General features: G+C 70.9%; 19 protein-coding genes. 7 read left to right on the top strand and 12 right to left on the bottom strand.

Annotated features, from left to right (window positions below):
• The gene (locus tag KN815_RS11630) at positions 1 to 999 is read left to right on the top strand and encodes a zinc-dependent alcohol dehydrogenase family protein (RefSeq protein WP_216341703.1); all 999 of its coding nucleotides are present in this window, start codon (positions 1 to 3) and stop codon (positions 997 to 999) included.
• Between the two features lie 62 nt (positions 1,000 to 1,061).
• On the opposite strand, the gene KN815_RS11625 is transcribed toward KN815_RS11630, so the two are convergent.
• From KN815_RS11625 to KN815_RS11605, 5 genes are all read right to left on the bottom strand, one after another.
• Positions 1,062 to 2,066: an acyl-CoA desaturase gene (locus tag KN815_RS11625; RefSeq protein WP_253208899.1), complete on the bottom strand. Its 1,005-nt coding sequence runs from the start codon at positions 2,064 to 2,066 to the stop codon at positions 1,062 to 1,064.
• A gap of 308 nt (positions 2,067 to 2,374) precedes the next feature.
• The gene (locus KN815_RS11620; protein WP_216341717.1) at positions 2,375 to 2,641 is read right to left on the bottom strand and encodes a GlsB/YeaQ/YmgE family stress response membrane protein; all 267 of its coding nucleotides are present in this window, start codon (positions 2,639 to 2,641) and stop codon (positions 2,375 to 2,377) included.
• 265 nt (positions 2,642 to 2,906) lie between these two features.
• Positions 2,907 to 3,137 carry a hypothetical protein gene (locus tag KN815_RS11615; RefSeq protein ID WP_216341702.1) on the bottom strand — a complete coding sequence of 77 codons (231 nt, stop codon included), beginning with the start codon at positions 3,135 to 3,137 and terminating at the stop codon, positions 2,907 to 2,909.
• A 180-nt stretch (positions 3,138 to 3,317) separates the two neighbouring features.
• Complete coding sequence (locus KN815_RS11610) at positions 3,318 to 3,515, bottom strand: antitoxin (protein WP_216341701.1); 198 nt, start codon at positions 3,513 to 3,515, stop codon at positions 3,318 to 3,320.
• Positions 3,516 to 3,783: 268 nt separating this feature from the next.
• Positions 3,784 to 4,005: a hypothetical protein gene (locus tag KN815_RS11605; protein WP_216341700.1), complete on the bottom strand. Its 222-nt coding sequence runs from the start codon at positions 4,003 to 4,005 to the stop codon at positions 3,784 to 3,786.
• 350 nt (positions 4,006 to 4,355) lie between these two features.
• Between KN815_RS11605 and tatA the strand changes: the two genes are divergently transcribed.
• The 3 genes from tatA (at position 4,356) to KN815_RS11590 (ending at position 7,273) form a co-directional block, all read left to right on the top strand.
• Positions 4,356 to 4,649 (top strand): Sec-independent protein translocase subunit TatA, encoded by a 294-nt coding sequence (tatA, locus tag KN815_RS11600; protein WP_216341716.1) that lies wholly within the window; start codon positions 4,356 to 4,358, stop codon positions 4,647 to 4,649.
• 152 nt (positions 4,650 to 4,801) lie between these two features.
• Positions 4,802 to 5,377, top strand: coding sequence for a TerD family protein (locus KN815_RS11595; RefSeq protein ID WP_216341699.1), 576 nt, complete (start codon positions 4,802 to 4,804; stop codon positions 5,375 to 5,377).
• A gap of 369 nt (positions 5,378 to 5,746) precedes the next feature.
• Positions 5,747 to 7,273 (top strand): LCP family protein, encoded by a 1,527-nt coding sequence (locus KN815_RS11590; protein WP_216341698.1) that lies wholly within the window; start codon positions 5,747 to 5,749, stop codon positions 7,271 to 7,273.
• A 163-nt stretch (positions 7,274 to 7,436) separates the two neighbouring features.
• Here KN815_RS11590 and mgtA read toward each other — a convergent pair whose 3' ends face one another.
• The 6 genes from mgtA to KN815_RS11565 all read right to left on the bottom strand — a co-directional run bounded on the left by mgtA (position 7,437) and on the right by KN815_RS11565 (position 15,632).
• Entirely contained in the window at positions 7,437 to 10,088 is a 2,652-nt protein-coding gene (gene mgtA / locus KN815_RS11585; protein WP_216341697.1) for a magnesium-translocating P-type ATPase, read from the bottom strand.
• Between the two features lie 7 nt (positions 10,089 to 10,095).
• Complete coding sequence (locus KN815_RS11580; protein WP_216341696.1) at positions 10,096 to 10,464, bottom strand: ArsR/SmtB family transcription factor; 369 nt, start codon at positions 10,462 to 10,464, stop codon at positions 10,096 to 10,098.
• A 189-nt stretch (positions 10,465 to 10,653) separates the two neighbouring features.
• Positions 10,654 to 12,177 (bottom strand): aldehyde dehydrogenase, encoded by a 1,524-nt coding sequence (adh, locus tag KN815_RS11575; RefSeq protein ID WP_216341695.1) that lies wholly within the window; start codon positions 12,175 to 12,177, stop codon positions 10,654 to 10,656.
• A 141-nt stretch (positions 12,178 to 12,318) separates the two neighbouring features.
• Positions 12,319 to 13,701 (bottom strand): GAF domain-containing protein, encoded by a 1,383-nt coding sequence (locus KN815_RS11570; RefSeq protein WP_216341694.1) that lies wholly within the window; start codon positions 13,699 to 13,701, stop codon positions 12,319 to 12,321.
• 128 nt (positions 13,702 to 13,829) lie between these two features.
• A complete protein-coding gene (locus tag KN815_RS51500; RefSeq protein WP_262704163.1) occupies positions 13,830 to 13,964 on the bottom strand; it encodes a hypothetical protein in 135 nt (44 codons plus the stop codon).
• Between the two features lie 390 nt (positions 13,965 to 14,354).
• Positions 14,355 to 15,632 carry a glycoside hydrolase family 18 protein gene (locus KN815_RS11565; RefSeq protein WP_216341693.1) on the bottom strand — a complete coding sequence of 426 codons (1,278 nt, stop codon included), beginning with the start codon at positions 15,630 to 15,632 and terminating at the stop codon, positions 14,355 to 14,357.
• Between the two features lie 395 nt (positions 15,633 to 16,027).
• Between KN815_RS11565 and KN815_RS11560 the strand changes: the two genes are divergently transcribed.
• A complete protein-coding gene (locus KN815_RS11560; RefSeq protein ID WP_216341692.1) occupies positions 16,028 to 17,200 on the top strand; it encodes an acyl-CoA dehydrogenase family protein in 1,173 nt (390 codons plus the stop codon).
• A gap of 94 nt (positions 17,201 to 17,294) precedes the next feature.
• Here KN815_RS11560 and KN815_RS11555 read toward each other — a convergent pair whose 3' ends face one another.
• Entirely contained in the window at positions 17,295 to 17,660 is a 366-nt protein-coding gene (locus KN815_RS11555) for a hypothetical protein (protein WP_059146579.1), read from the bottom strand.
• A gap of 217 nt (positions 17,661 to 17,877) precedes the next feature.
• Here KN815_RS11555 and KN815_RS11550 point away from each other — a divergent pair, with 217 nt between their 5' ends.
• Positions 17,878 to 18,318: an Lrp/AsnC family transcriptional regulator gene (locus tag KN815_RS11550; protein WP_216341691.1), complete on the top strand. Its 441-nt coding sequence runs from the start codon at positions 17,878 to 17,880 to the stop codon at positions 18,316 to 18,318.
• An 83-nt stretch (positions 18,319 to 18,401) separates the two neighbouring features.
• Complete coding sequence (locus KN815_RS11545; RefSeq protein ID WP_216341690.1) at positions 18,402 to 20,045, top strand: amidohydrolase; 1,644 nt, start codon at positions 18,402 to 18,404, stop codon at positions 20,043 to 20,045.
• The last annotated feature ends 745 nt before the right edge of the window (positions 20,046 to 20,790 follow it).

Raw genomic sequence — 20,790 nt, 5'->3', positions numbered from 1 at the left:
ATGAACCGCGTCGTCCGTTTCCATGAGACCGGTGGACCCGAAGTCCTGCACCTGGAGGAGGTCCCCCTGCCCGAGCCAGGGCCGGGCGAGGTGCTGATCCGCACCCGGGCACTGGGCCTGAACCGGGCGGAGTCGATGTTCCGGCTGGGCCAGTACGGCATCGACCCCGTCTTCCCCTCCGGTATCGGCTACGAGGCGGCCGGAGTGGTCGAGGCCCTCGGGGACGGCGTGAGCGGACTGCGCGTGGGCGACGCGGTCAGCCTGGTGCCGTCCTTCGCCATGACCGACTACGCCGTGCACGGCGAGGCGGTCCTCGCCCCGGCCCACGCGGTCGTCACCCACCCCGAGCGGCTGTCCTTCGAGGAGGCGGCCTCGGTGTGGATGCAGTTCATGACCGCCTACGGCGGCCTGGTCGACCTCGCGGGCGTCCGCCCCGGCGACACCGTCCTGATCTCCGCCGCCTCCAGCAGCGTCGGCCTCGCGGCCATCCAGGTCGCCCACAAGGCCGGTGCCCGCGCCGTCGCCCTGACCCGCACCAGCGCCAAGCGCCAGCGGCTCCTGGACGCCGGCGCCGACGAGGTCATCGCCACCGCCGAGGAGGACGTCCCCGCCCGCGTGCGGGAGCTGACCGACGGCCAGGGCGCCCGGGTCATCTTCGACGCCGTCGGAGGAACGGCCCTGGCCGACCTGGTCACCGCCGCCGCTCCCGACGCCCACCTCGTTCTCTACGGTCTTCTCGACCGCGCCCCCGCACCGCTCAACGTCGGTGAGGTCCTCTTCAAGCACCTCACCATCCGTGGATTCGAACTCTTCGAGATCACCACCGACGACCGGCGCCGCGCCGAAGCGGTCGCCTTCGTGACCGACGGACTCGCCAAGGGCGAGCTGACCCCCACCGTCGACAGGACGTTCCCGCTGGAGGACATCGCCGAGGCCCACCGATACCTGGAGGCCGGCGGGCAGGTCGGAAAGATCGTCGTCACCGTCCCCACGAGCTGAACGTGCCGGCGCGGGACCGATGCGGGTCGTGGAGTGCTGTTCCCGCCGCCCCGTGAGGGGTGTCAGATCGCGGGCGGGTACGGGCCGGCCGCTTCGGGCAGCAGTCGGGCGTTGAGGCGGTCTTCGCTCGGCCAGCGCACGTCATGGACCCAGCCCAGCTTCTCGAACACCCAGATGAGGCGGGCCGACGGGTCGAGCTGGCCCGGCAGGACGCCATGGCGCGCGCCCGTGGGGTCGGCGTGATGTGAGTTGTGCCAGCTCTCGCCGAAGGACAGCAGTGCGAGCGGCCAGAAGTTGGTGGCCTTGTCCCGGCTGATGAACGGGCGTTTGCCGGTGACGTGGCAGACCGAGTTCACCGACCAGGTGACGTGGTGCAGCAGCGCCATCCGGATCACCCCGGCCCAGAGGAACCCGCTCAGCGCGCCGGTCCAGGTGCCGGTGACGAGCCCGCCGACCAGTGCCGGAGACAAGAGCGAGACGGCGGTCAGCAGCCCGAAGAGCCGACCGACGAGCCGCAGGTCGGGATCGGCGGCGATGTCGGGCGCGAACCTGGCACGGTTGCTCAGCTCGCGCTTCAGCATCCACCCGGTATGAGCGTGGACAAGCCCCTTGAGCAGCGCGCGGGTGTCGGTCCCGTAGCGCCAGGGCGAATGCGGGTCGTCCTCTCGGTCGGCGAAGGCGTGATGGCGGCGGTGGTTCGCCACCCACTGGACCGGTGAGCCCTCGACGCCCAGCGAACCCGCGACGGCCAGGGCGATCCGCAGGCCCCGCCGTGCCTTGAACGAGCGATGCGTGAAGAGGCGGTGATAACCGACCGTGAGTCCGAAGCCGGACACGAGGTAGGCGACCACCGCCATGCCGACGTCCAGCGCGGACACCAGGCCCCATCCCCATACGAACGGCGCCGCGGCGATCAGGCAGATCGGCGGGCCGACGACGAAGATCCACATTGCCACCCCCGCCGCGGCCGTCTGCGGGGCGTCGAGCAGCGGCTTGACCTCGGCCGCGGTCTCGGCGTCGCGTTCGGCGGCGGCCTGTTCAGCGCGGTCAGCCTCGCTCGGGTACATCGATTCCTCGCCGTTGCTCGAGCCACTTCGGATGTGGACACGGCATACGATCCCACCGGATGGCATCCGCGCAGGTCGTCGCCGATGTCCAGGGTGTGAACGTCGAGGGACCGAACCACCGGCAGCCAGGGGCCGACAGGGCGGCTGACCGGGTTCTGCCCCGGTCGGGCGCCCTTTTTCGGTGCCCAGCGTCCGCTGGGCCGGCCAGCCCCGGAATAGCCCGGATCTTGGAGGCTGGGGGCCTTCAACCTGATTCGTCCTGGATGAGCTCTGCGCGGGGTTGACCGCGGCCACGGACGTGGTGGGGGTCAGTCGCGCGAGTTGCCGAACAGGAGACGGTACGCGATGAGTAGCACGAGAGAGCCGCCGATGGCCGCACCCCACGTATAGAGGTCGAAGAACTGCTTCTCCACCGGGCGGTCGAGGAATCGAGCGGAAATCCAGCCGCCTATGAAGGCGCCCGCGACGCCGATGAGGGTGGTGCCGATGAGACCGCCCGGGTCACGTCCGGGCAGAAGGATCTTGGCGATGGCCCCGGCGAGGAGGCCGAGGATGATCCAGCTAATGATGCCCATGTTGTTGATGTCCTCCATCCGGCCCGGCCAAGTCGGGACACACCTGGCCGACAGCAGTATTGCTCGGTTGCGCAATTTTACAGATCTTGGGGAAGACGCGTGCCTGGGCGCCCGCGGTTGCGTACACACCCGGAGGTCACGTCGTCATCGGCCGACCGGGCGTCATGTGCGTCTTCGCGTCCGGCTGGACGATGGCAACACGCTCACCCCGGCACCGTCAGGGGTCCGAAGACGGAGTCGCCCGCCGAGTTTCGTACCGCGCCCATCAGGGGCTCGCCGTGTCGAAGCCGTACCGCAGCGGCTCGTGTTCCACGCGGAGGTCCCGGCGGTAGATGTACAACGCCTCCGCGCGCACGCCGTCGAGCGCGGCATCCACCTCGCAGGGGTATGTCACCTGAATCGCTCGCGGTCGGCCGGTGACCCGGACTCGCAGTCCGTCTGCGGGGCCATCGTCGAGTACCGCGGCTTCCTGTCCCGTTGCGTCGCTGGTTTCCATCCAAAATAGTTTAGCGGTTGCGCAACTATGGAATTGTTGTGTCTTGGGTCACACGCACCGTTCGGCGCTTCAGATGGCGTGGCGCGAGTCTGCACGGCAGGCGTACCGGGGTAGACCGCCCCGGCACGCCTGCCATCCTGTCGCGGGCGCTGACTGCCCGTTCGGGGTGAGCCGGGGCTGTCAGTCCTTCTTCTCGCCAAGGCGCTCGACGAAGTCCTGTGCCTTGTCGACTCCTGTGTCGATCTTTTCGCTGTATTTGCCGCCGGTCCTGTCGTCGATGAAGTCGCCGGTTTTCTCCAGCCCCGCGGAGATCTTTCCGCCATGGCTCTCGGCGAGGTCCGCGGCCTTCTGCTTGAGGTTCTTCAAAGCGTCGAACATCCTGTGCGTATACCTCCGGCTGATCTCGGTCGTTCCGGGTGTGCGGTACCGGCGCGGCGATGGGGCGTGGGTCTGGGTGCCGGCACCCGTTCCTTGGTGATGGGGCTTGTGACGGTGGTGAGGGTCGGCATCGCGCCCTCTCCGGGCGGGAACCGGGAGCGCCGGCCCGCTTGGCTCCGCCGGGATGCTGTCTCGACTGGACCGCTGTCCGTGTTGCCCGAAAGTCGCGGCGGTCCGGTTGTACCGGCGCCGCCGCGGGCTTGTGGTTCTACTTCGTGGCGGATTCCAGCGAGGCCAGTGTGGAGGCCCACTGGAAGTACTTCAGATTGGCCAGATCCGCCACCGTCTTGATGCCGAACGCCTCGCGCAGCAACTCGCCGTGACGGTCCGACACGCCCTTCAGGGCGGAGACGGGGGCCGCGAGGATCTCCGAGAGCTCCTTGTCGGCCCATGCCTTGTCCACCATGTTGCCAAGGTCTATCGCAGCCAAGCTGTCCTCCTGATTCCCGCCGGGCGCCGTGGCGGCCCGGTGACCGCGTCCGCGGCCGAATGAAAAACTACAGTGGTGTAGATACAGTTCCTCGACTGGGAGCGGACCGAGGGCTTTTCGGCCACGTCGGCGACCCTCTGTCACCCCGCTGGTCGTCGCCGCCGACGACCCCCGGCACCGCGGGTCCATCGCCCCGCCGGTCATCTGCCGCGGCGAGGTGTTACGGGTCCTCGAACGTGCCCTGCCGGGCCATTCCACGGCGACACCTTCGAGTTGTACAGTTGCGCAATACTGCAAGCGCGCCGAGGGGTGGCGCCCGGCGGCCGACAACGAGGAACGAGGTGAGTGTGGTGCTTCGCAATGGACTGGAACCCTGGCACCTGCTGATCGTGGCGATTGTGTTCATTCTGCTCTTCGGGGCGAAGAGGCTGCCCGACACCGCTCGGTCTCTGGGCAAGTCCCTGCGCATCCTCAAGAGTGAGGCCAAGGCCATGAAGGAGGAGAACGGGCAGGCGGTCACGGCCTCGTCGGCGTCCGCTGCCGCCGGCACGGCCGAGCAGCCCTCATCCCGCGTTATCCAGGCAGCCTCCGGCGAGCCCTCCTCGGCGCGCGCGGGCCGAGAAGATCACGCCACGGGGCGGTGAGTCCCGTACGGCACGCGGCTCCCGGGGGAAGGCGAGGGATTCGATACTTTAGACATTGCGCAACTGTGCGAGCTAGGGTGATCGCGGCTCCGTGGTCGGAGCCAGTTGGGCGCCAAGCGCCAGGAGCAAGCCAGCAATGGAGGAGGAGAACAGTGGGAGTTTCTCTGTCCAAAGGCGGCAATGTGTCGCTGAGCAAGGAGGCGCCGGGGCTGACGGCGGTGTTGATCGGTCTGGGCTGGGACGTCCGTACCACCACCGGCGTGGACTATGACCTGGACGCATCGGCTCTGCTGTGCGATGAGTCCGGGAAGGTTGTCTCCGACCAGCACTTCGTCTTCTACAACAACCTCAAGAGCCCGGATGGCTCGGTCGAGCACACAGGTGACAACCTCACCGGCGAGGGTGAGGGTGACGACGAGGTCGTCAAGGTGAACCTCGCCGGGGTGCCCGGCAACGTCGCCAAGGTCGTGTTCCCGGTGTCCATTCATGACGCCGAGGTCCGCGGGCAGAGTTTCGGCCAGGTGCGCAACGCCTACATCCGCGTCGTGAACCAGTCGAACGACCAGGAGATCGCCCGCTATGACCTGTCGGAGGACGCCTCGACGGAGACCGCGATGGTCTTCGGTGAGCTGTACCGGCACGGCGCGGAGTGGAAGTTCCGCGCGGTGGGCCAGGGCTACGCTTCCGGCCTGCGCGGCATCGCACTCGACTACGGCGTCAACGCCTGACGGCATCTGAGCCCCGCCGGCCGCTGTGCCGTCCACATCCTCCTGTCGGACGGCAGGCCCCTTTCCGCGTTCCCGTGCCGCCTTGTCGATTGCCGCTCCGGGGGGCGGCGGCCGGCGGATGGCCGCGTTCGGCTAACCCGGCAAGGGCCGTGATCGAGCCCACCATGGAGTGGGTGTTCCGGCGGGATGCCGCGCCCTGAACGACGTCACTCAACTCGCCGCGTAAAACGGGTCATTGGCCCTGGAGAACGTCACGGGGCGGGGCCGTGGACCGTTCCCGGGAAATAGTTGCTAGATTGCGCAATCACACAACCAAGGGTCGGGGTCAGCAGTCCCCTGTGTAGAGCCGCACGCACGAGGGGTGTACGGATGACCAACAGCCGCAAGAAGACCGCGTCCAGGCGCCGCGCCCCGGCGCGGCCAACCGAGCGGTGCCGGGACGCCTCCCGCGCCCGGCGGCGCAAGCGGAGCCGTACGCGGATCGCGCTGACCATAGTGCTGTCGCTGCTGGTGCTCGTGGCGGCGGGCGCGGGCTGGGTGTACTGGCAGCTAAACGGCAACATCAGCACCTTCGACGCGGACGGCATCTCCGGAGACCGGCCGGACGACTTCTCCAAGGGCCAGAACGTCCTCGTCATCGGCTCGGACGCGCGTACCGGAGGCAACAGCGAGCTGGGCGGCGGCGACAAGGGCGACATCGGGCGCTCCGACACCGCGCTGCTGCTGCATGTGTACGCCGACCGCAAGCACGCCGTGGCCGTGTCCATCCCCCGCGACACCCTCGTGGACATCCCGCCCTGCAAGCTGCCCGACGGGAGCTGGACCAAGACGCGGCACGACATGTTCAACGCCGCGTACTCCGTCGGACAGACCGCCAAGGGCAATCCGGCCTGCACGCAGAACACCGTGGAGCACCTCACCGGCCTGCGCGTCCACCACACGATAGTGGTCGACTTCAAGGGCTTCGCGAAGCTCACCGACGTGGTGGGCGGCGTCGAGGTGTGCGTGCCGCAGGACGTCTACCAGAAGGACCTCAACCCCAACCGCGCGGACCGCGGCGAGCGCATCTTCGCCAAGGGCGAGCAGAACGTCGCCGGACAGAAGGCCCTGGACTACGTGCGCATCCGGCACGGCATCGGCGACGGCTCCGACATAGGCCGCATCAAGCGCCAGCAAGCCTTCATCGCCAGCCTCATGAAGAAGATCAAGAGCGACGGACTCACCCCCACCAAGCTGCTGCCCCTCGCGAACGCCGCCGCCAAGTCCATGACGGTCGACCCCGGTCTGGGCTCCGCCAACAAGCTGATCTCCTTCGCGATGTCGATGAAGCAGATCGACCTGCACAACACCAAGTTCATCACCATCCCCTGGCGGTACCAGGGCGAGCGGGTCGCCATCGTCGAGCCGGAGGCCGACGCCCTGTGGGCCGCTCTGAAGGCCGACCGCACCCTCGACGGCAAGGACGCCGGCGGAAAGAACGGCGACAAGAAGCCCGAACCGTCACAGAGCGCCAGGCAGGTCTCCGGCGACGGCATCGCGGTGGCCATTCACAACGGCACCACCACCGGCGGCCTCGCCTCACGCGCCGCCAAGGCGCTCACCGACCACGGCTTCATGATCACCGGCACCGGCAACGCGCCGAGCCAGGACCACGCCACGACCACGATCACCTACGGACCCGGCCAGAAGACCCAGGCCGAAACGGTTGCCCGGCTCTTCGCCAAGGCCGGACTCGAACAGGCGTCCGCCGACGGCATCACCGTCACTCTCGGCCAGTCGTACGCGGACAACCCCTCGGCCGCACCGTCACCCGAGCCGACCACCGTCCCCTCCAAGGTGGCCGACGGCGCCCGCTCCGCCGACGACGACGCCTGCTCCAACCTCTCCTACGGATGATCCCGGCGCCGTGGTGCGGTCCGGCACGCCGGGCCGCATATACCTCGCGTCCGCCACGAGGAGCAGGCTCAGCGCGCGACCGCTGACCCCGCCTTGCCCCAGTTGTTCCATAGCCGGTGTCGAAGGCGGCCCGGCCTTGTCCGCCATGGCTCGCCCCAGGCGCTCATCGGCTGGATTCCATTACGACTCGCCGCTCCGCGTGCCGTCGTTCGCGGCGCCGCATGGCCATCGCCAGCGCGGCCGCGTACAGCGTCAGGACGGCAGCGAGCTGCGCGTAGTACGCGAGCGGCAGTGCCGTCATCCCGAGCGGTGGACCGAGCGGGGAGGGGGGCAGCAGGACGCCGAGGGCGGCGAGGGCGGCGGCCGCCCAGCCCACCGGGCTCAGTCCGCCCCTGGCGCCGCGGCGGCCCGTGTGCAGCAGGACCATGACCAGTGCCTGGGTGAGCAGGTTCTCGGTGAACCAGCCGGAGTGGAAGATCGCCTCGTCGTTGTCGCTGCCGGGGCCGTACATGGCGAGGGCGAGCAGGGCGAAGGTGGCCAGGTCGGCCAGGGCGTTGAGGGCGCCGAAGCCGGTGATGAAGCGCAGCAGGCCACGCGGGCGCAGCACGGCGGGACGGCGCAGCGCGGCCGGGTGAGGGCGGTCGTAGGCGAAGGCGAGCTGGGCGGCGTCGAAGCACAGGTTCTGCACCAGGACCTGGGCGGGCAGCATCGGCAGGAAAGGCAGCAGGACGCCCGCGGCGAGCATCGCGATCACGTTGCCGAGGTTGGAGGAGAGGGCGATGCGCAGGTACGCCGTGATGTTGCCGCCGGCGTGCCGTCCCGCCGTGACGGCACGGCCGATGGCCGTGAGGTCTTTACCCCCCTTGTCCTGCTTCTGCTGTCCGGCGAGGACCACGTCGGCGCCGTCCCGGGTCACGGCCACCGCGTCGCGCGGGCAGATGCCGATGTCGGCGGCGCGCAGGGCGGGCAGGTCGTTGGCGCCGTCGCCGAGGAAGCCGGCCGTGTGTCCATCGGCACGCAGGGCGGTGACGATGCGGGCCTTGTGGTCGGGCGAGCAGCGGGCGAAGACCGTGGTACGGCGTGCCGCGGCGGCCAGTTCGGCGTCGGTGAGCAAGTCGACGCGGTCGGCGGTCAGGACGCCGTCGACCGCGAGGCCGAGATCGTGGCAGGCGCGGGTGGCGGTTCCCGGGTGGTCGCCGGTGAGGATCTTCACGTTCACCCCGCGGTCGGCGAGGTCGCGCAGGGCGGCGGCGGCGGTGTCGGTGACCTCGTCCCGCAGCGTCACGAACCCCCGGAAGGTGAGATCGTGTTCGTCGGCGTGGGTGTAGGCGCGGTGGCGTGCGGCGCGGTCGGCGGTGGCGACCGCCAGCAGGCGCAGACCGTCGGTGGCCCGGCGGTCGGCGAGCGAGTGCAGCCTCGCCCGTTCCTCTTCGCCGAGGGCACACCGTTCCAGGACAGCCTCGACGGCCCCCTTGACGATGAGCGTGTGGGTGCCGAGGCGGCCAGGGGTGCTGACGACGGCGGTGGCCAGGCGGCGTACCGGATCGAACGGCAGCGCCGCCACCGGCTCGTAGGCCATGGCCTCCGCCTCGTCGACGGCATCCAGCAGCGCCTCATCCAGCATGTCCGGCACGGGCAGGTCGGCGAGTTGCAGAGTCCACCAGGCGTTGACGCCGGCCCAGCGCAGCACCTCGGCGTCGTTCTGGCCGTCCGCGTCCAAGGCCCGGTGCACGACGGGCCGGTCCTCGGTGAGGGTGCCGGTCTTGTCCAGACACAGCACGTCCATGGCGCCCAGGTCGTGCAGCGCGGGCAGGCGCTTGACGATCACCCCGTGGGTGCGGGCGAGGAGCGCGGCGCCGCGGGCGAGGCATGTCGTGACGACGACCGGCAGCATTTCCGGGGTCAGCGCGACCGCCACCGCCACCGCGAACGGCAGAGTCTCCAGGCCGCGTCCGTCCACGGCGGCGTTGGCCATGAGGACCAGCGGCGGGGTCAGCAGCGTGAAGCGGACGAGAATCCACGAGACGCCGTGCACCGAACGGTCGAAGGCACTGGGTCCGCGCCGCTGGACACCCGTATGCGTACGTGCGAACTCCGTTTGCGCCCCGGTTGCCTCCACAACGGCCGTGCCACTGCCCGATGCCACGCTGCTGCCCTGGAAACACAGGTGCGGCTGCCCGAATACGCCCCGGCCGTACCGGGCGTCGGGCACGTCGACCGGGTACTTGTCGACGGGCTGTGACTCTCCGGTGAGCGCCGCCTGGTACACCCGTAGTCCACTGGCCCGCAGCAGCCGTACGTCCGCGGGCACCAGATCCCCGGGACCGAGACTGATCACATCGCCCGGCACTAGCTGATCGACCGGGATCTCGCACACCACCGGAGCGGCGTCCCGCGAGTCGGCCCGGCGCAGCACGCTCGCCGTGGTGGCGACCAGCTCGCGCAGATGGGCCATGGACCGATCGGCCCGCAGCTCGCCGGATATGCGCAGCCCGCAGCTCACCACCACGAGGAAGGTGATCACGGTCGCGGTCGCCCAGGAGGCCACCGCCGCCGACACGAGACCGAGCACGAGCAGCACCGCGGTGAACGGATCGCGCAGGCCGCGCAAAAGCCGCCGAGGCCAGGGAGTGGCGCGCTGGGCGGGCAGGACGTTTTCACCGAAGCGGGCCAGACGCTCCTCCGCCGCCTGCTCGGTCAGCCCGCGCGGCCCGCTGTCGAGGGCGCGCAGCACTTGCAGCGCGGTCGGCGCCGCACTCCCGCCGCTTCCTGGGGACGGTGTCGCGGCGGTCGGGGTGCCGCTCCCTGCGGCCATGGCGTGCTCAGGCACCGGTTTCGGGCACCAGACGCACCGGCGCCGCGGCCTCGTTCCGCGCACGGTCGGCGAGCTGGCCGACCATCACACGCACCACGGTCACGACGTCGGGGTCATCGACGAAGTACACCTGACGGCGGCCTTCCCGCCGGGAGCGGACCAGCCCCGCCAGCTTGAGCTTGGTCAGATGCTGACTGATCGCGGGCAGCGCCCCGCCCACCCGGTCGGCGAGATGCGTCACATCGCTCTCCCCCTGGGCGAGCGCCCACATGATGTGCAGCCGTGCCGCCGAAGCCAGCAGCCCGAAGGCCGCCGCCGCCTCGGCGAGGACGTCGGCAGAAGGATCTTCAAACTCGCGCACGTCGCCCTTCGCCATCGCCGACCTCCGTAGCCCTGAACCACCCGTTCACAAGGCTCCCAGTCTAGGCGTGGCGGTACCCACCCGATCCGAGGTCACTGATGCGCCGGTGACCAGGGTGGAGGACGGGCCGGGCTCGGTCGAGAGCGGGTGGAGCGAACGGCGCCTGATGGGTGAAGACCCAGGTCAGGCGCCTTTTTCGGGCGTCTAGAAGAAACCCAGCTTCTTCGGCGAGTACGACACCAGGAGATTCTTCGTCTGCTGATAGTGGTCCAGCATCATCTTGTGGGTCTCGCGGCCGATCCCGGACTGCTTGTAGCCGCCGAAGGCGGCGTGCGCCGGGTAGGCGTGGTAGCAGTTGGTCCACACCCGGCCCGCCTGGATGGCGCGTCCGGCGCGGTACGCGGTTGTGCCGTCCCGGGTCCACACCCCCGCGCCCAGCCCGTAGAGCGTGTCGTTGGCGATGCCGATCGCGTCCTCGAAGTCGGTGAACCGTGCCACCGCGACCACCGGTCCGAAGATCTCCTCCTGGAAGACCCGCATATGGTTGCCGCCCTCGAAGATCGTGGGCTGGACGTAGTAGCCGCCCTCCAGCTCGCCGCCGAGTTCGGCGCGGCTGCCGCCGGTGAGGACGCGGGCGCCCTCCTGCCGGCCGATGTCCAGGTACGACAGGATCTTCTCGAGCTGGTCGTTGGACGCCTGGGCGCCGATCATGGTGTCGGTGTCCAGCGGATGCCCCTGCGTCACCTTCTCCGTACGGGCCACGGCAGCGTCCATGAACGCCTGGTAGTGGCCGCCTTGGACCAGGGCCCGTGAGGGACAGGTGCACACCTCGCCCTGGTTGAGGGCGAACATGGTGAACCCTTCCAGCGCCTTGTCCAGGAAGTCGTCGTCGGCGGCCGAGACATCGTCGAAGAAGACGTTCGGGCTCTTGCCGCCGAGTTCCAGGGTGACCGGGATCAGGTTCTCGCTCGCGTACTGCATGATCAGCCGGCCGGTGGTGGTCTCCCCGGTGAAGGCGACCTTGGCCACCCGGGAGTTGGACGCCAGCGGCTTTCCGGCCTCCACGCCGAAGCCGTTGACGATGTTGACCACACCCGGCGGCAGCAGATCGGCCACCAGGCTCATCCACAGGTGGATCGAGGCGGGCGTCTGCTCGGCGGGCTTCAGCACCACCGCGTTGCCCGCGGCCAGCGCCGGGGCCAGCTTCCAGGTGGCCATCAGGATCGGGAAGTTCCACGGGATGATCTGCGCGACCACGCCCAGCGGCTCGTGGAAGTGGTACGCGACCGTGTCGTGGTCCAGCTCGGAGAGGCTGCCCTCCTGGGCCCGGATCACCCCCGCGAAATAGCGGAAGTGATCGATGGCCAGCGGGATATCGGCGGCCAGCGTCTCCCGTACCGGCTTGCCGTTCTCCCAGCTCTCCGCGACCGCGAGCGCCTCCAGATTCTGTTCCATCCGGTCGGCGATCTTCAGCAGCACCGAGGCGCGCTCGGCGGGTGCCGTACGGCCCCAGGCGGGCGCGGCCGCGTGGGCGGCGTCCAGGGCCCGCTCGACGTCCTCGGCGGTGCCCCGGGCGATCTCGGTGAACGGCTGCCCGTTCACGGGGGTCGGGTTCTCGAAATAGCGGCCCCGGGCCGGCGGTACGTACTCGCCGCCGATCCAGTGGTCATAGCGCGGCTGATAGCTGACGACCGAGCCCTCGGAGCCGGGGTTTGCGAAACGCGTCATGGGGCGGCCTCCCGTGGTGTACGCGTGCGTGGTGTACGGGTGATGGGGTCCCGTTGTCGGACGCGTCGTTCAGGTGCGTCCGTGTCGTTCGTGTGCGTCCCGGCCCCGCCCGCGCCGACACGGGCGGAGCCGACGGGGAGGCTAGCCGCGGCCACGTTGCGGGGACGTTGCGTCCCGGTGGCCGCCCCCTTGCCGCTCGGCGTGATCTCCGCGGTGCGGGCCGTCTCCGCGTCGGGCGCCGCCCCCGTGCCCGGCTGCGCCCGCCAGCCCGTACAGCTCCCGCAGTCGCCGTACCCGCGCCGCCGGAACCGCCCGCCCCGGCGCATGGGCCGGAAGCGCGGTCAGCAGCGCCTCCGCGACCTCCAGATCGTCCTCGCCCCACGGCGTCTGCGCCCAGCGCCGCAGCAGCTCCGGATCGCCGTGGGACAGCACCGTGCGCCGCAGCCCGTCCTCCAGCACCCGGCGCATCCGGCACACCCCCGGCGCCTCCGACAGCGGCAGCAGCGGCCCCGGATACGCCCGCAGCGCCGTATCGGCGTCACCGGAGGCCAACGCCTCGGTGGCGTCGGCCAGATCGGTGCTCACGGGGCCGCAGAGCCGGTACGGGCGCGAGCCCAGCAGCGGGCCCACCAGACGACGCAGCCGCGACAGCTCGGCCCGCAGCGTCACCGGGGAGCGGTCATCGGCCCGGGGCCCGTACAGCTCCAGCGTCAGCCGGTCGCCGGACAGCCCCTCCGGATGGCCCGCCAGCAGCACCATGATCTCGCTGTGCCGCCGCCCGAGCCGCAGCCGCCGCCCGTCGACGACCAGCAGCGCCTCGTCCCGGCCCAGCGCCGTCAGACTGATCCGCGGCCCGCGCGCCCGCGGCTCCCCGGCGGCGAGCTGGGCCTCGGCGGCGCGGGCGGTCGCCTGGACCAGGGCCAGGCTGTGCGGGGCGGCCAGATGGTCCCCGCCGGTGATGTCCACCGCGCCCAGCAGCCGTCCGGTGCGCGGATCGTGGACGGGGGCGGCGGCGCAGGTCCACGGCTGCACAGTGCGGTTGAAGTGCTCGGCGGCGAAGATCTGCACCGCGTGGTCGACGCTGAGCGCGGTCCCGGGCGCGTTGGTGCCCGCATGGCTCTCGTCCCAGCGCGCCCCGGCCACGAAGTTCATCCGCTCGGCCTGGTTCCGTACGCCCGCGTGCCCCTCGACCCACAGCAGCCGGCCCTGTTCGTCGCAGACCGCGAGCAGATGGGCGCCGTCGTGGGCGATGGTGCCCAGCAGCTCCCGGAACAGCGGCATCACCCGGGCCAGCGGATGGTCGGCACGGTAGGTGTCCAGCGCGTCGTCCGCCAGGTCGATCGGCGCGTTGCGCTCCTGGGCGACGCGCGCGTCGGCCGAGCGCCGCCAGGACTCCGCCACCACCGGCCGCACCGCCGGGCTCACCGATCCCTCGGTCAGAAACGCCTCATGGGCGCGGCGCACGGCACGGGTGTGCTCGGCGGGGTCGGTGCCGGACGCCATCGCCAGCCAGGGATTGACCATGGTGCCTCGCTCAGCGGTACGGAGGGCGGAATGTTCAGAGGTCCAGGGTTCCAGGGTTTCGGGGATTCGGAGCCACGGGGATACGAGGAGACGGTACTAAGTGCCGGACGGAATGGGGGAGTCCGCCGTCAGGTATGAGCGGGCAGGGAGGGGGCGGGCACGACCCCGGGCGGAGAGGCGTAGCCGCAGGAGTGGCAGATCTTCCACCCGTCCTGGTTCACGGCGAGTTGGCCACCACAGCTCGGGCACTGCTCGGAGCTCATGATCGTTCCTTTGGTTCATGCGCACGAGGCGGTGCGGGCCACCCGTGCGCTCAGATTTCCTTGTGGGGCGGATGCCCCGCAACAGTCAGAACAAGCCGCGTTCAGGTACGGGCACCGGATGGAGCGTGTGCCCAGCGGGTGTGCGGCGTGGCCGGGGATCTCCCCTTGCGCTTCCCGCGCCCCCTCGCACGCCCGCTTGAACGCTTGAGGGCTGGTCGGGTGCCGGTCGAGCCCGCAGCGCACGTCCGGCCGCAGGGCACATCCGGCCGCAGGGCACGTCCGGCCCGCAGCGCACGACAACGCGGGCGGGGAGCCGGTGAGGGCTCCCCGCCCGCGTCATCAGGGGGGTTCCTCCGGCCCTCGTACGAGGGCCGGAGGGTCGTACGAGGGTTAGCTGATGGACTTGATCAGCTCACCGTTGGTGGTGTCGCCACTGAGCTCCCAGAAGAAGGTGCCGCCCAGGCCCTGCTGCTGCTTGTAGTTCATCTTGCCGGCGATGGTGGCGGGGGTGTCATAGCTCCACCACTGGTTGCCGCAGTGCGCGTAGGCCGTCCCCGCGACCGTGCCGGTCGCCGGGCAGGAGTTCTTGAGCACCTTGTAGTCCTCGATGCCCGCCTCGTACGTGCCGGGCGCGGCGCCGGTCGCCGTGCCGCCGGGGGCGTCCTGGGTGACACCGCTCCAGCCGCGTCCGTAGAAGCCGATGCCCAGCAGCAGCTTCGAGGCCGGGATGCCGGCGCCCTTGAGCTTGCTGATGGCGGCGTCGGTGTTGAAGCCCTGCTGGGGAATGCCGTTGTAGGAGTTGAGCGGCGAATGCGGGGCGGTGGGGCCCTGTGCGGCCCATGCGCCGAAGAAGTCGTACGTCATCGGGTTGTACCAGTCGACGTAACTCGCGGCGCCCGCGTAGTCGGCGGCCTCGATCTTGCCGCCGGAGGAGGCGTCGGCCGTGATCGCCGCGGTCACCAGATTGGACGAACCGAACTTGGCGCGCATCGCGGCCATCAGGTTCTTGAAGGCGTCCTTGCCGCTGGTGTCACAGCTCAGCCCGCAGGCGTTGGGGTACTCCCAGTCGATGTCGATGCCGTCGAAGACATCGGCCCAGCGCGGGTCCTCGACCAGGTCGTAGCAGGACTGCGCGAAGGCCGCGGGGTTCTTGGCGGCCTCGGTGAACCCGGAGGACCAGGTCCAGCCGCCGAAGGACCACAGCACCTTGAGGCCCGGGTGGAGCTTCTTCAGCTTGCGCAACTGGTTGAAGTTGCCGCGCAGGGCGCCCGCGTCCCAGGTATCGGCCTGGCCGTCGACGCTGCTCGCCGCGTCGTACGCCTTGTCGTAGTCGGCGTAGGCGTCGCCGATGGCGCACTTGCCGCCGGTGACATTGCCGAAGGCGTAGTTGATGTGGGTGAGCTTGGCGGCCGAGCCCGAGGTCTCGACGTTCTTGACGTGGTAGTTGCGCTGGTAGATGCCCCATTCGGTGAAGTAGCCGACGACCTTGTCACCGGCGGCCTTCGTGGCGGGGGCCTCCGCGGCCTGGGGCGCCGCCTTGGGTGCGGCCTTGGGTGTGCCGGTGCTTTGGGGTTCACCGGCCGCGGCCGAGCCCGCGAGCAGAGTGGCGGTCAGGACCGCCGTACAGAGCGCCGCGAGCGCGGCCGACAGTCTGCCTGGTCTGAGCATGGAATCTCCTCGGTGGGGGGTGAGGGGAGAGTGAACTGCCCGACGACCTGCCCATAGCTTGACATGAACGCGCAGGGCAGGGTGGGGAAAAGGTAGAAGGACTAGACCAGTGGGGTCAATGGTCTGGGCCAATTTGCTCCGCGCGTGCGCCGTTGGTGGGAATGCGCGTAAGAAGGTGGTGGGCGGTGGTGGGTGTTCGTGTGCGAAGTTGGCCGAAGATCGGGCAACCGGTGGCGGAAGGCCCGGGATCGGGCATACTCCAACCGCCGCGATACAGGTCACCACCCCTCGCGATCCGGGCGGGCGGGCCGGCCGGCGGCAGCAGTACCGGCGGCGCCGCCACACCCCGGCGCACGTCGCCGCAGCGCCTGAACAGGGGAGAGGAGAGCGCCGCCATGACCGACCACGGCCCGCAGCCGGTGGAACGCGAGCTGCCCACCGAGGAGGCCCGCGACCTGATTTCGCTCGTCCGCGAGCTGATCGAACGGGAGATCAAGCCCCGGGCCGCCGAGGAGGAGGCCGCCGGGCGCTTCCCCCGCGAGCTGTTCACCCTGCTGTCCGAGTCCGGGCTGCTGGGGCTGGTCCAGCCCGAGGAGTTCGGCGGCGGCGCCCAGCCGTACGAAGTCTATCTACAGGTTCTGGAGGAGCTCGCGGCGGCCCGGCTGACCGTCGGCCTCGGCGTCAGCGTCCACACCCTGGCCTGCCACGCCCTCGCCCGCTACGGCAGCAAGGAGCAGTTGGCCGAGCACCTTCCCGCGATGCTGGGCGGCGGTCTGCTCGGCGCGTACTGCCTCTCCGAGCCCTCCTCCGGCTCCGACGCGGCCGGGCTCACCACCCGGGCCACCCGTGACGGGGACACCTGGACGCTTCAGGGCACCAAGGCGTGGATCACCCACGGCGGTATCGCCGACTTCTACACCGTGCTCGCCCGCACCGGCCCCGAGCGCACCCGGGGCATCAGCGCCTTCCTCGTCCCGGCCGACACCCCCGGGCTCTCGGCGGCCGCACCCGAGCACAAGATGGGCATGGCCGGTTCGCCGACCGCCCAGATCCATCTCGACGGAGTGCGGGTCCCCGACACACGCCGCATCGGCGAGGAGGGCCAGGGGTTCGCGATCGCCCTGTCCGCCCTCGACGCGGGCCGGCTGGGCATCGCGGCCTGCGCCGTCGGCGTCGCCCAGGCGGCGCTGGACGAGGCGCTCGCGTACACCGCGCAGCGGCGGCAGTTCGGCCGTCCGATAGCCGACTTCCAGGGGCTGCGCTTCATGCTCGCCGACATGGCCACCCAGATCGAGGCCGGGCGCGCCCTGTATCTGGCGGCGGCACGGCTGCGGGACGCGGGGCGGCCGTTCTCCAAGCAGGCGGCGATGGCCAAGCTGTTCTGCACGGACGCCGCGATGCGGATCACCACCGACGCCGTCCAACTGCTCGGCGGATACGGCTACACGGCTGACTTCCCGGTCGAGCGCTATATGCGCGAGGCGAAGGTCCTTCAGATCGTGGAGGGCACCAACCAGATCCAGCGGGTGGTCATCGCCCGCGCTCTCGCGGGACCTGAGACCGGCTGAGCCGGGTGTCCTTGGATCGGCCGAGCCGGGTGTTCCGGGACCGGCCGAGCCGGGTGTTCCGGTAGGGGGCGCGGCATGCGCCCCCGCCGTTCGCCTACCGCCGCGTCACCGGGAAGCGGACCGGCTGCGAGCCGGGGCCGCCGAGGTGCGAGAACGGCTGCGTCCGCCAGTCCAGGCCCGCCGGAAGCGTCAGCAGCAGCGCGGCGTCCCGCTCCCGCGCCTCCAGCGACGCGTCGGCGGGGGCGGCGTCGGCCGCCCGGCGGCCGGTGCCGGCACAGACCGTGAGCCCGAACGGGTCCCACGGGGAGGAGCAGAGCGCGTGCTCGGGCAGAACGTCCTCGTCGGCGAGGAGCGCGATGGGGCGCGCGCAGTCCGGGCAGATCACCCGGAACATCTCATAGGTGTCGTTGTGCTCGTCGGTATCGATGTCGCCTGCGTCGAGGCGCTCGAGATGAGGCATGTGTTTCCCCCTCGGGTGGGCTGGCCGGGCGCGTCGGCCTCGACCACAGCAAGCATTTCCCTCGCGGCCGCATAGGTAATCGCGGCAACTCATAGGACACCCACGAGGAGATGTGGCGTTCGTCACATGCCCGGTGCAGGTGCGGCGTACGGGCGTCTGTGTCCGGTGTGCCCACCCGTTGTGCCGGAGCCCTCCCGACCACATAAGGTGATCGGCTGTGGAGGAGTTGGACAGACAGATCGTGGAGCTGCTCGTCAAGGACGGCCGGATGAGCTACACGGACCTGGGCAAGGCCACCGGCCTGTCCACATCGGCCGTGCACCAGCGGGTTCGCCGCCTCGAACAGCGGGGCGTGATCCGCGGCTATGCCGCCGTCGTGGACCCCGAGGCCGTCGGGCTGCCCCTTACCGCGTTCATCTCGGTCAAACCTTTCGACCCCAGCGCGCCCGACGACATCTCCGAGCGGCTCGCCGAGGTGCCCGAGATCGAGGCGTGCCACAGCGTCGCGGGCGATGAGAACTACATCCTCAAGGTGCGCGTCGCCACCCCGCTGGAGCTGGAGCATCTGCTCAGCCGGATCCGCTCGCTGGCCGGGGTCTCCACCCGCACCACCGTGGTTCTCTCCACGCCCTACGAATCGCGCCCGCCGCGCGTCTGAAACGCCCGGTCCCTCTTACCGCACGGCCCCTCTTGCCGGGCCCCTTCCGATCCCCTCATCCGATACCCCCGAGGCAGCCCGCCGTGAACGACCCGACCCCCGCCCAGGCCCCCGAAGGCCGTACCGTCCTGCTGCGCGGAGGTGAGGTCCACAGCCCCGCCGATCCGTTCGCGACCGCGATGGTCGTCGAGCGCGGCACCATCGCCTGGGTCGGCTCCGAAGGGGCCGCGGACAGCTTCGCGGACGGCGTGGACGAGATCGTCCGGCTGGACGGGGCGCTGGTCACCCCCGCGTTCACCGATGCGCATGTGCACACCACCGGAACCGGGCTCGCCCTCACCGGACTCGATCTCACCGGCGCCCGTACGCTCGCCGACGCGCTGGAGCGGGTGCGCGCCTTCGCCGCCGCCCACCCCGCCGACCGGGTGCTGCTCGGCCACGGCTGGGACGCCGCCCGCTGGCCCGAGGGACGGCCGCCGTCGCGCGCCGAACTCGACGAGGCGACCGGCGGCCGCCCCCTGTACCTCACCCGTATCGATGTGCACTCCGCCGTCGTCACCACCGCCCTCCTCGACCGCGTCCCCGGCGTGTCCGACCTGGCCGGCCACCGGACTGACGCCCCCCTGACCGGCGCCGCCCACCACGCCGTCCGGGCCGCCGCCCACGCGGCCGTCACCGAGCGGCAGCGCACCGACGCCCAGCGGGCCGCCCTCGCCCGCGCCGCCTCGCTCGGCATCGGCTCCCTCCACGAATGCGCCGGGCCCGACATCTCCTCCGAGGACGACCTCACCGGGCTGCTGAAGCTCGCCGCCGGGGAGCCGGGACCGCGGGTGTACGGCTACTGGGCCGAGGCCGCGAGCAGCGCCGCCGACCTGGACAAGGTGCGCGAACTCGGCGCCATCGGCGCGGCGGGCGACCTCTTCGCCGACGGGGCGCTCGGCTCGCACACGGCGTGTCTCCACCAGCCGTACGCCGACACGCCGCACAGCGGCACCGCCTATCTGGACGCGGCGGCCATCGCCGCCCATGTCATCGCCTGCACCGAGGCCGGGATCCAGGCCGGTTTCCACGCCATCGGCGACGCCGCCGTCACCGCCGTCGTCGAGGGCGTACGGGCCGCCGCCGACAAGGCCGGGCTCGCCCGCGTCCGCGCCGCCCGCCACCGGGTCGAACACGCCGAGATGCTCACCCCGGAGACCATCGCGGCCTTCGCCGACCTCGGCCTCACCGCCTCCGTCCAGCCCGCCTTCGACGCCCTGTGGGGCGGCGAGGACGGCATGTACGCCCAGCGGCTCGGCCCCGAGCGGGCCCGCACCCTCAACCCGTACGCGGCGCTGCTGCGCGCCGGTGTGCCCCTGGCGCTCGGCTCCGACAGCCCCGTCACCCCGCTCGACCCCTGGGGCACCGTGCGCGCCGCCGCCTTCCACCGCACCCCCGAGCACCGGATCTCCGTCCGCGCCGCCTTCACCGCCCACACCCGCGGCGGCTGGCGGGCCATCGGGCGGGACGACGCGGGCGTCCTGGTGCCCGGCGCGCCCGCCGACTACGCGATCTGGCGGACCGGTGAACTCATCGTGCAGGTGCCCGACACACGGGTCGCCGGATGGTCGACCGACCCCCGCTCCGGCACCCCCGGCCTGCCCGACCTCACCCCCGGCGGCCAACTGCCCGTCTGCGTGCGCACGGTGGTGGGCGGACGCACCGTCCACCACCGGCCGGACGAGTGACGCGCGGGCGCCCCGTACCGCCGAACGATGAGCCCACGGCCTGTCGTGGCATCTGAACATCGTCCGTACTGACCTGGTCATTTGAGGAAACGGCGCAGGTCATGTGGCTGTTGACAGGGTGCGGTCGGTGGCCGGTAGGTTCGCCTTCGTCCACCACTGGACGCCCGACCGGGGAATCTTCACGCAGTCGTCGAACGCCGCTGGGCCAGAGGGAGACGCGCCGCCGTGGTGCGCCGCCACTGGGAGCCAGGTCCAGCGCACGGGGGCGAGGGAGGGATCGCCGGGTCGGCAGGTGCGACCCGGGAGGGGCCCGGACGCTCAGTAGACAACGGCTCTCGGTCGATCCGCAGCCAGCGGGTCCCAGGTCGGCCCGAAGGGCGTCGGGCCCCCACTCCGCACGCGCACACCGGCGGACCGCCCCCCGGCGCGGGGGCGGGGCCGCCGCGCCGGGCGAGGAACCCCCGCCATGGCCGAAGCGTTTCCATAGCCCGAGGTCACAATCCGCACCTCGGGACAACTTCTGGGCGCCCGCGTTATACGGTCACTTCACCACAGCACGACCTGTAGGAAGGCCGCACCGTGCCATCGGGTTCCGACACCACCGCCGATACCGCCCCCACCGGGCCGGACGCAGACCGTCCGGGTCCGCGGTCCGGCCCCGCCGTCACGCCGCCCACCGGCGGCGCCGTCGAAGGCGGTGACACCGCCGAGGGCGGCGAGACCGGGACCGCGGCGCCCGCGACCG

This window comes from Streptomyces niphimycinicus (genome assembly GCF_018883605.1).
Lineage (GTDB): Bacteria > Actinomycetota > Actinomycetes > Streptomycetales > Streptomycetaceae > Streptomyces > Streptomyces niphimycinicus.
This window is presented reverse-complemented; position numbering and strand designations above follow the sequence as displayed.

Coding starts and splice junctions, on each gene's coding strand:
- KN815_RS11565 (WP_216341693.1), bottom strand. CDS start 15,632: ATGCTCAGACCAGGCAGACTGTCGGCCGCGCTCGCGGCGCTCTGTACG.
- KN815_RS11630 (WP_216341703.1), top strand. CDS start 1: ATGAACCGCGTCGTCCGTTTCCATGAGACCGGTGGACCCGAAGTCCTG.
- KN815_RS11580 (WP_216341696.1), bottom strand. CDS start 10,464: ATGGCGAAGGGCGACGTGCGCGAGTTTGAAGATCCTTCTGCCGACGTC.
- KN815_RS11620 (WP_216341717.1), bottom strand. CDS start 2,641: ATGGGCATCATTAGCTGGATCATCCTCGGCCTCCTCGCCGGGGCCATC.
- KN815_RS11625 (WP_253208899.1), bottom strand. CDS start 2,066: ATGTACCCGAGCGAGGCTGACCGCGCTGAACAGGCCGCCGCCGAACGC.
- KN815_RS11610 (WP_216341701.1), bottom strand. CDS start 3,515: ATGTTCGACGCTTTGAAGAACCTCAAGCAGAAGGCCGCGGACCTCGCC.
- KN815_RS11555 (WP_059146579.1), bottom strand. CDS start 17,660: ATGCCTCATCTCGAGCGCCTCGACGCAGGCGACATCGATACCGACGAG.
- KN815_RS51500 (WP_262704163.1), bottom strand. CDS start 13,964: ATGAGCTCCGAGCAGTGCCCGAGCTGTGGTGGCCAACTCGCCGTGAAC.
- mgtA (WP_216341697.1), bottom strand. CDS start 10,088: ATGGCCGCAGGGAGCGGCACCCCGACCGCCGCGACACCGTCCCCAGGA.
- KN815_RS11615 (WP_216341702.1), bottom strand. CDS start 3,137: ATGGAAACCAGCGACGCAACGGGACAGGAAGCCGCGGTACTCGACGAT.
- KN815_RS11560 (WP_216341692.1), top strand. CDS start 16,028: ATGACCGACCACGGCCCGCAGCCGGTGGAACGCGAGCTGCCCACCGAG.
- KN815_RS11590 (WP_216341698.1), top strand. CDS start 5,747: ATGACCAACAGCCGCAAGAAGACCGCGTCCAGGCGCCGCGCCCCGGCG.
- KN815_RS11570 (WP_216341694.1), bottom strand. CDS start 13,701: ATGGTCAATCCCTGGCTGGCGATGGCGTCCGGCACCGACCCCGCCGAG.
- adh (WP_216341695.1), bottom strand. CDS start 12,177: ATGACGCGTTTCGCAAACCCCGGCTCCGAGGGCTCGGTCGTCAGCTAT.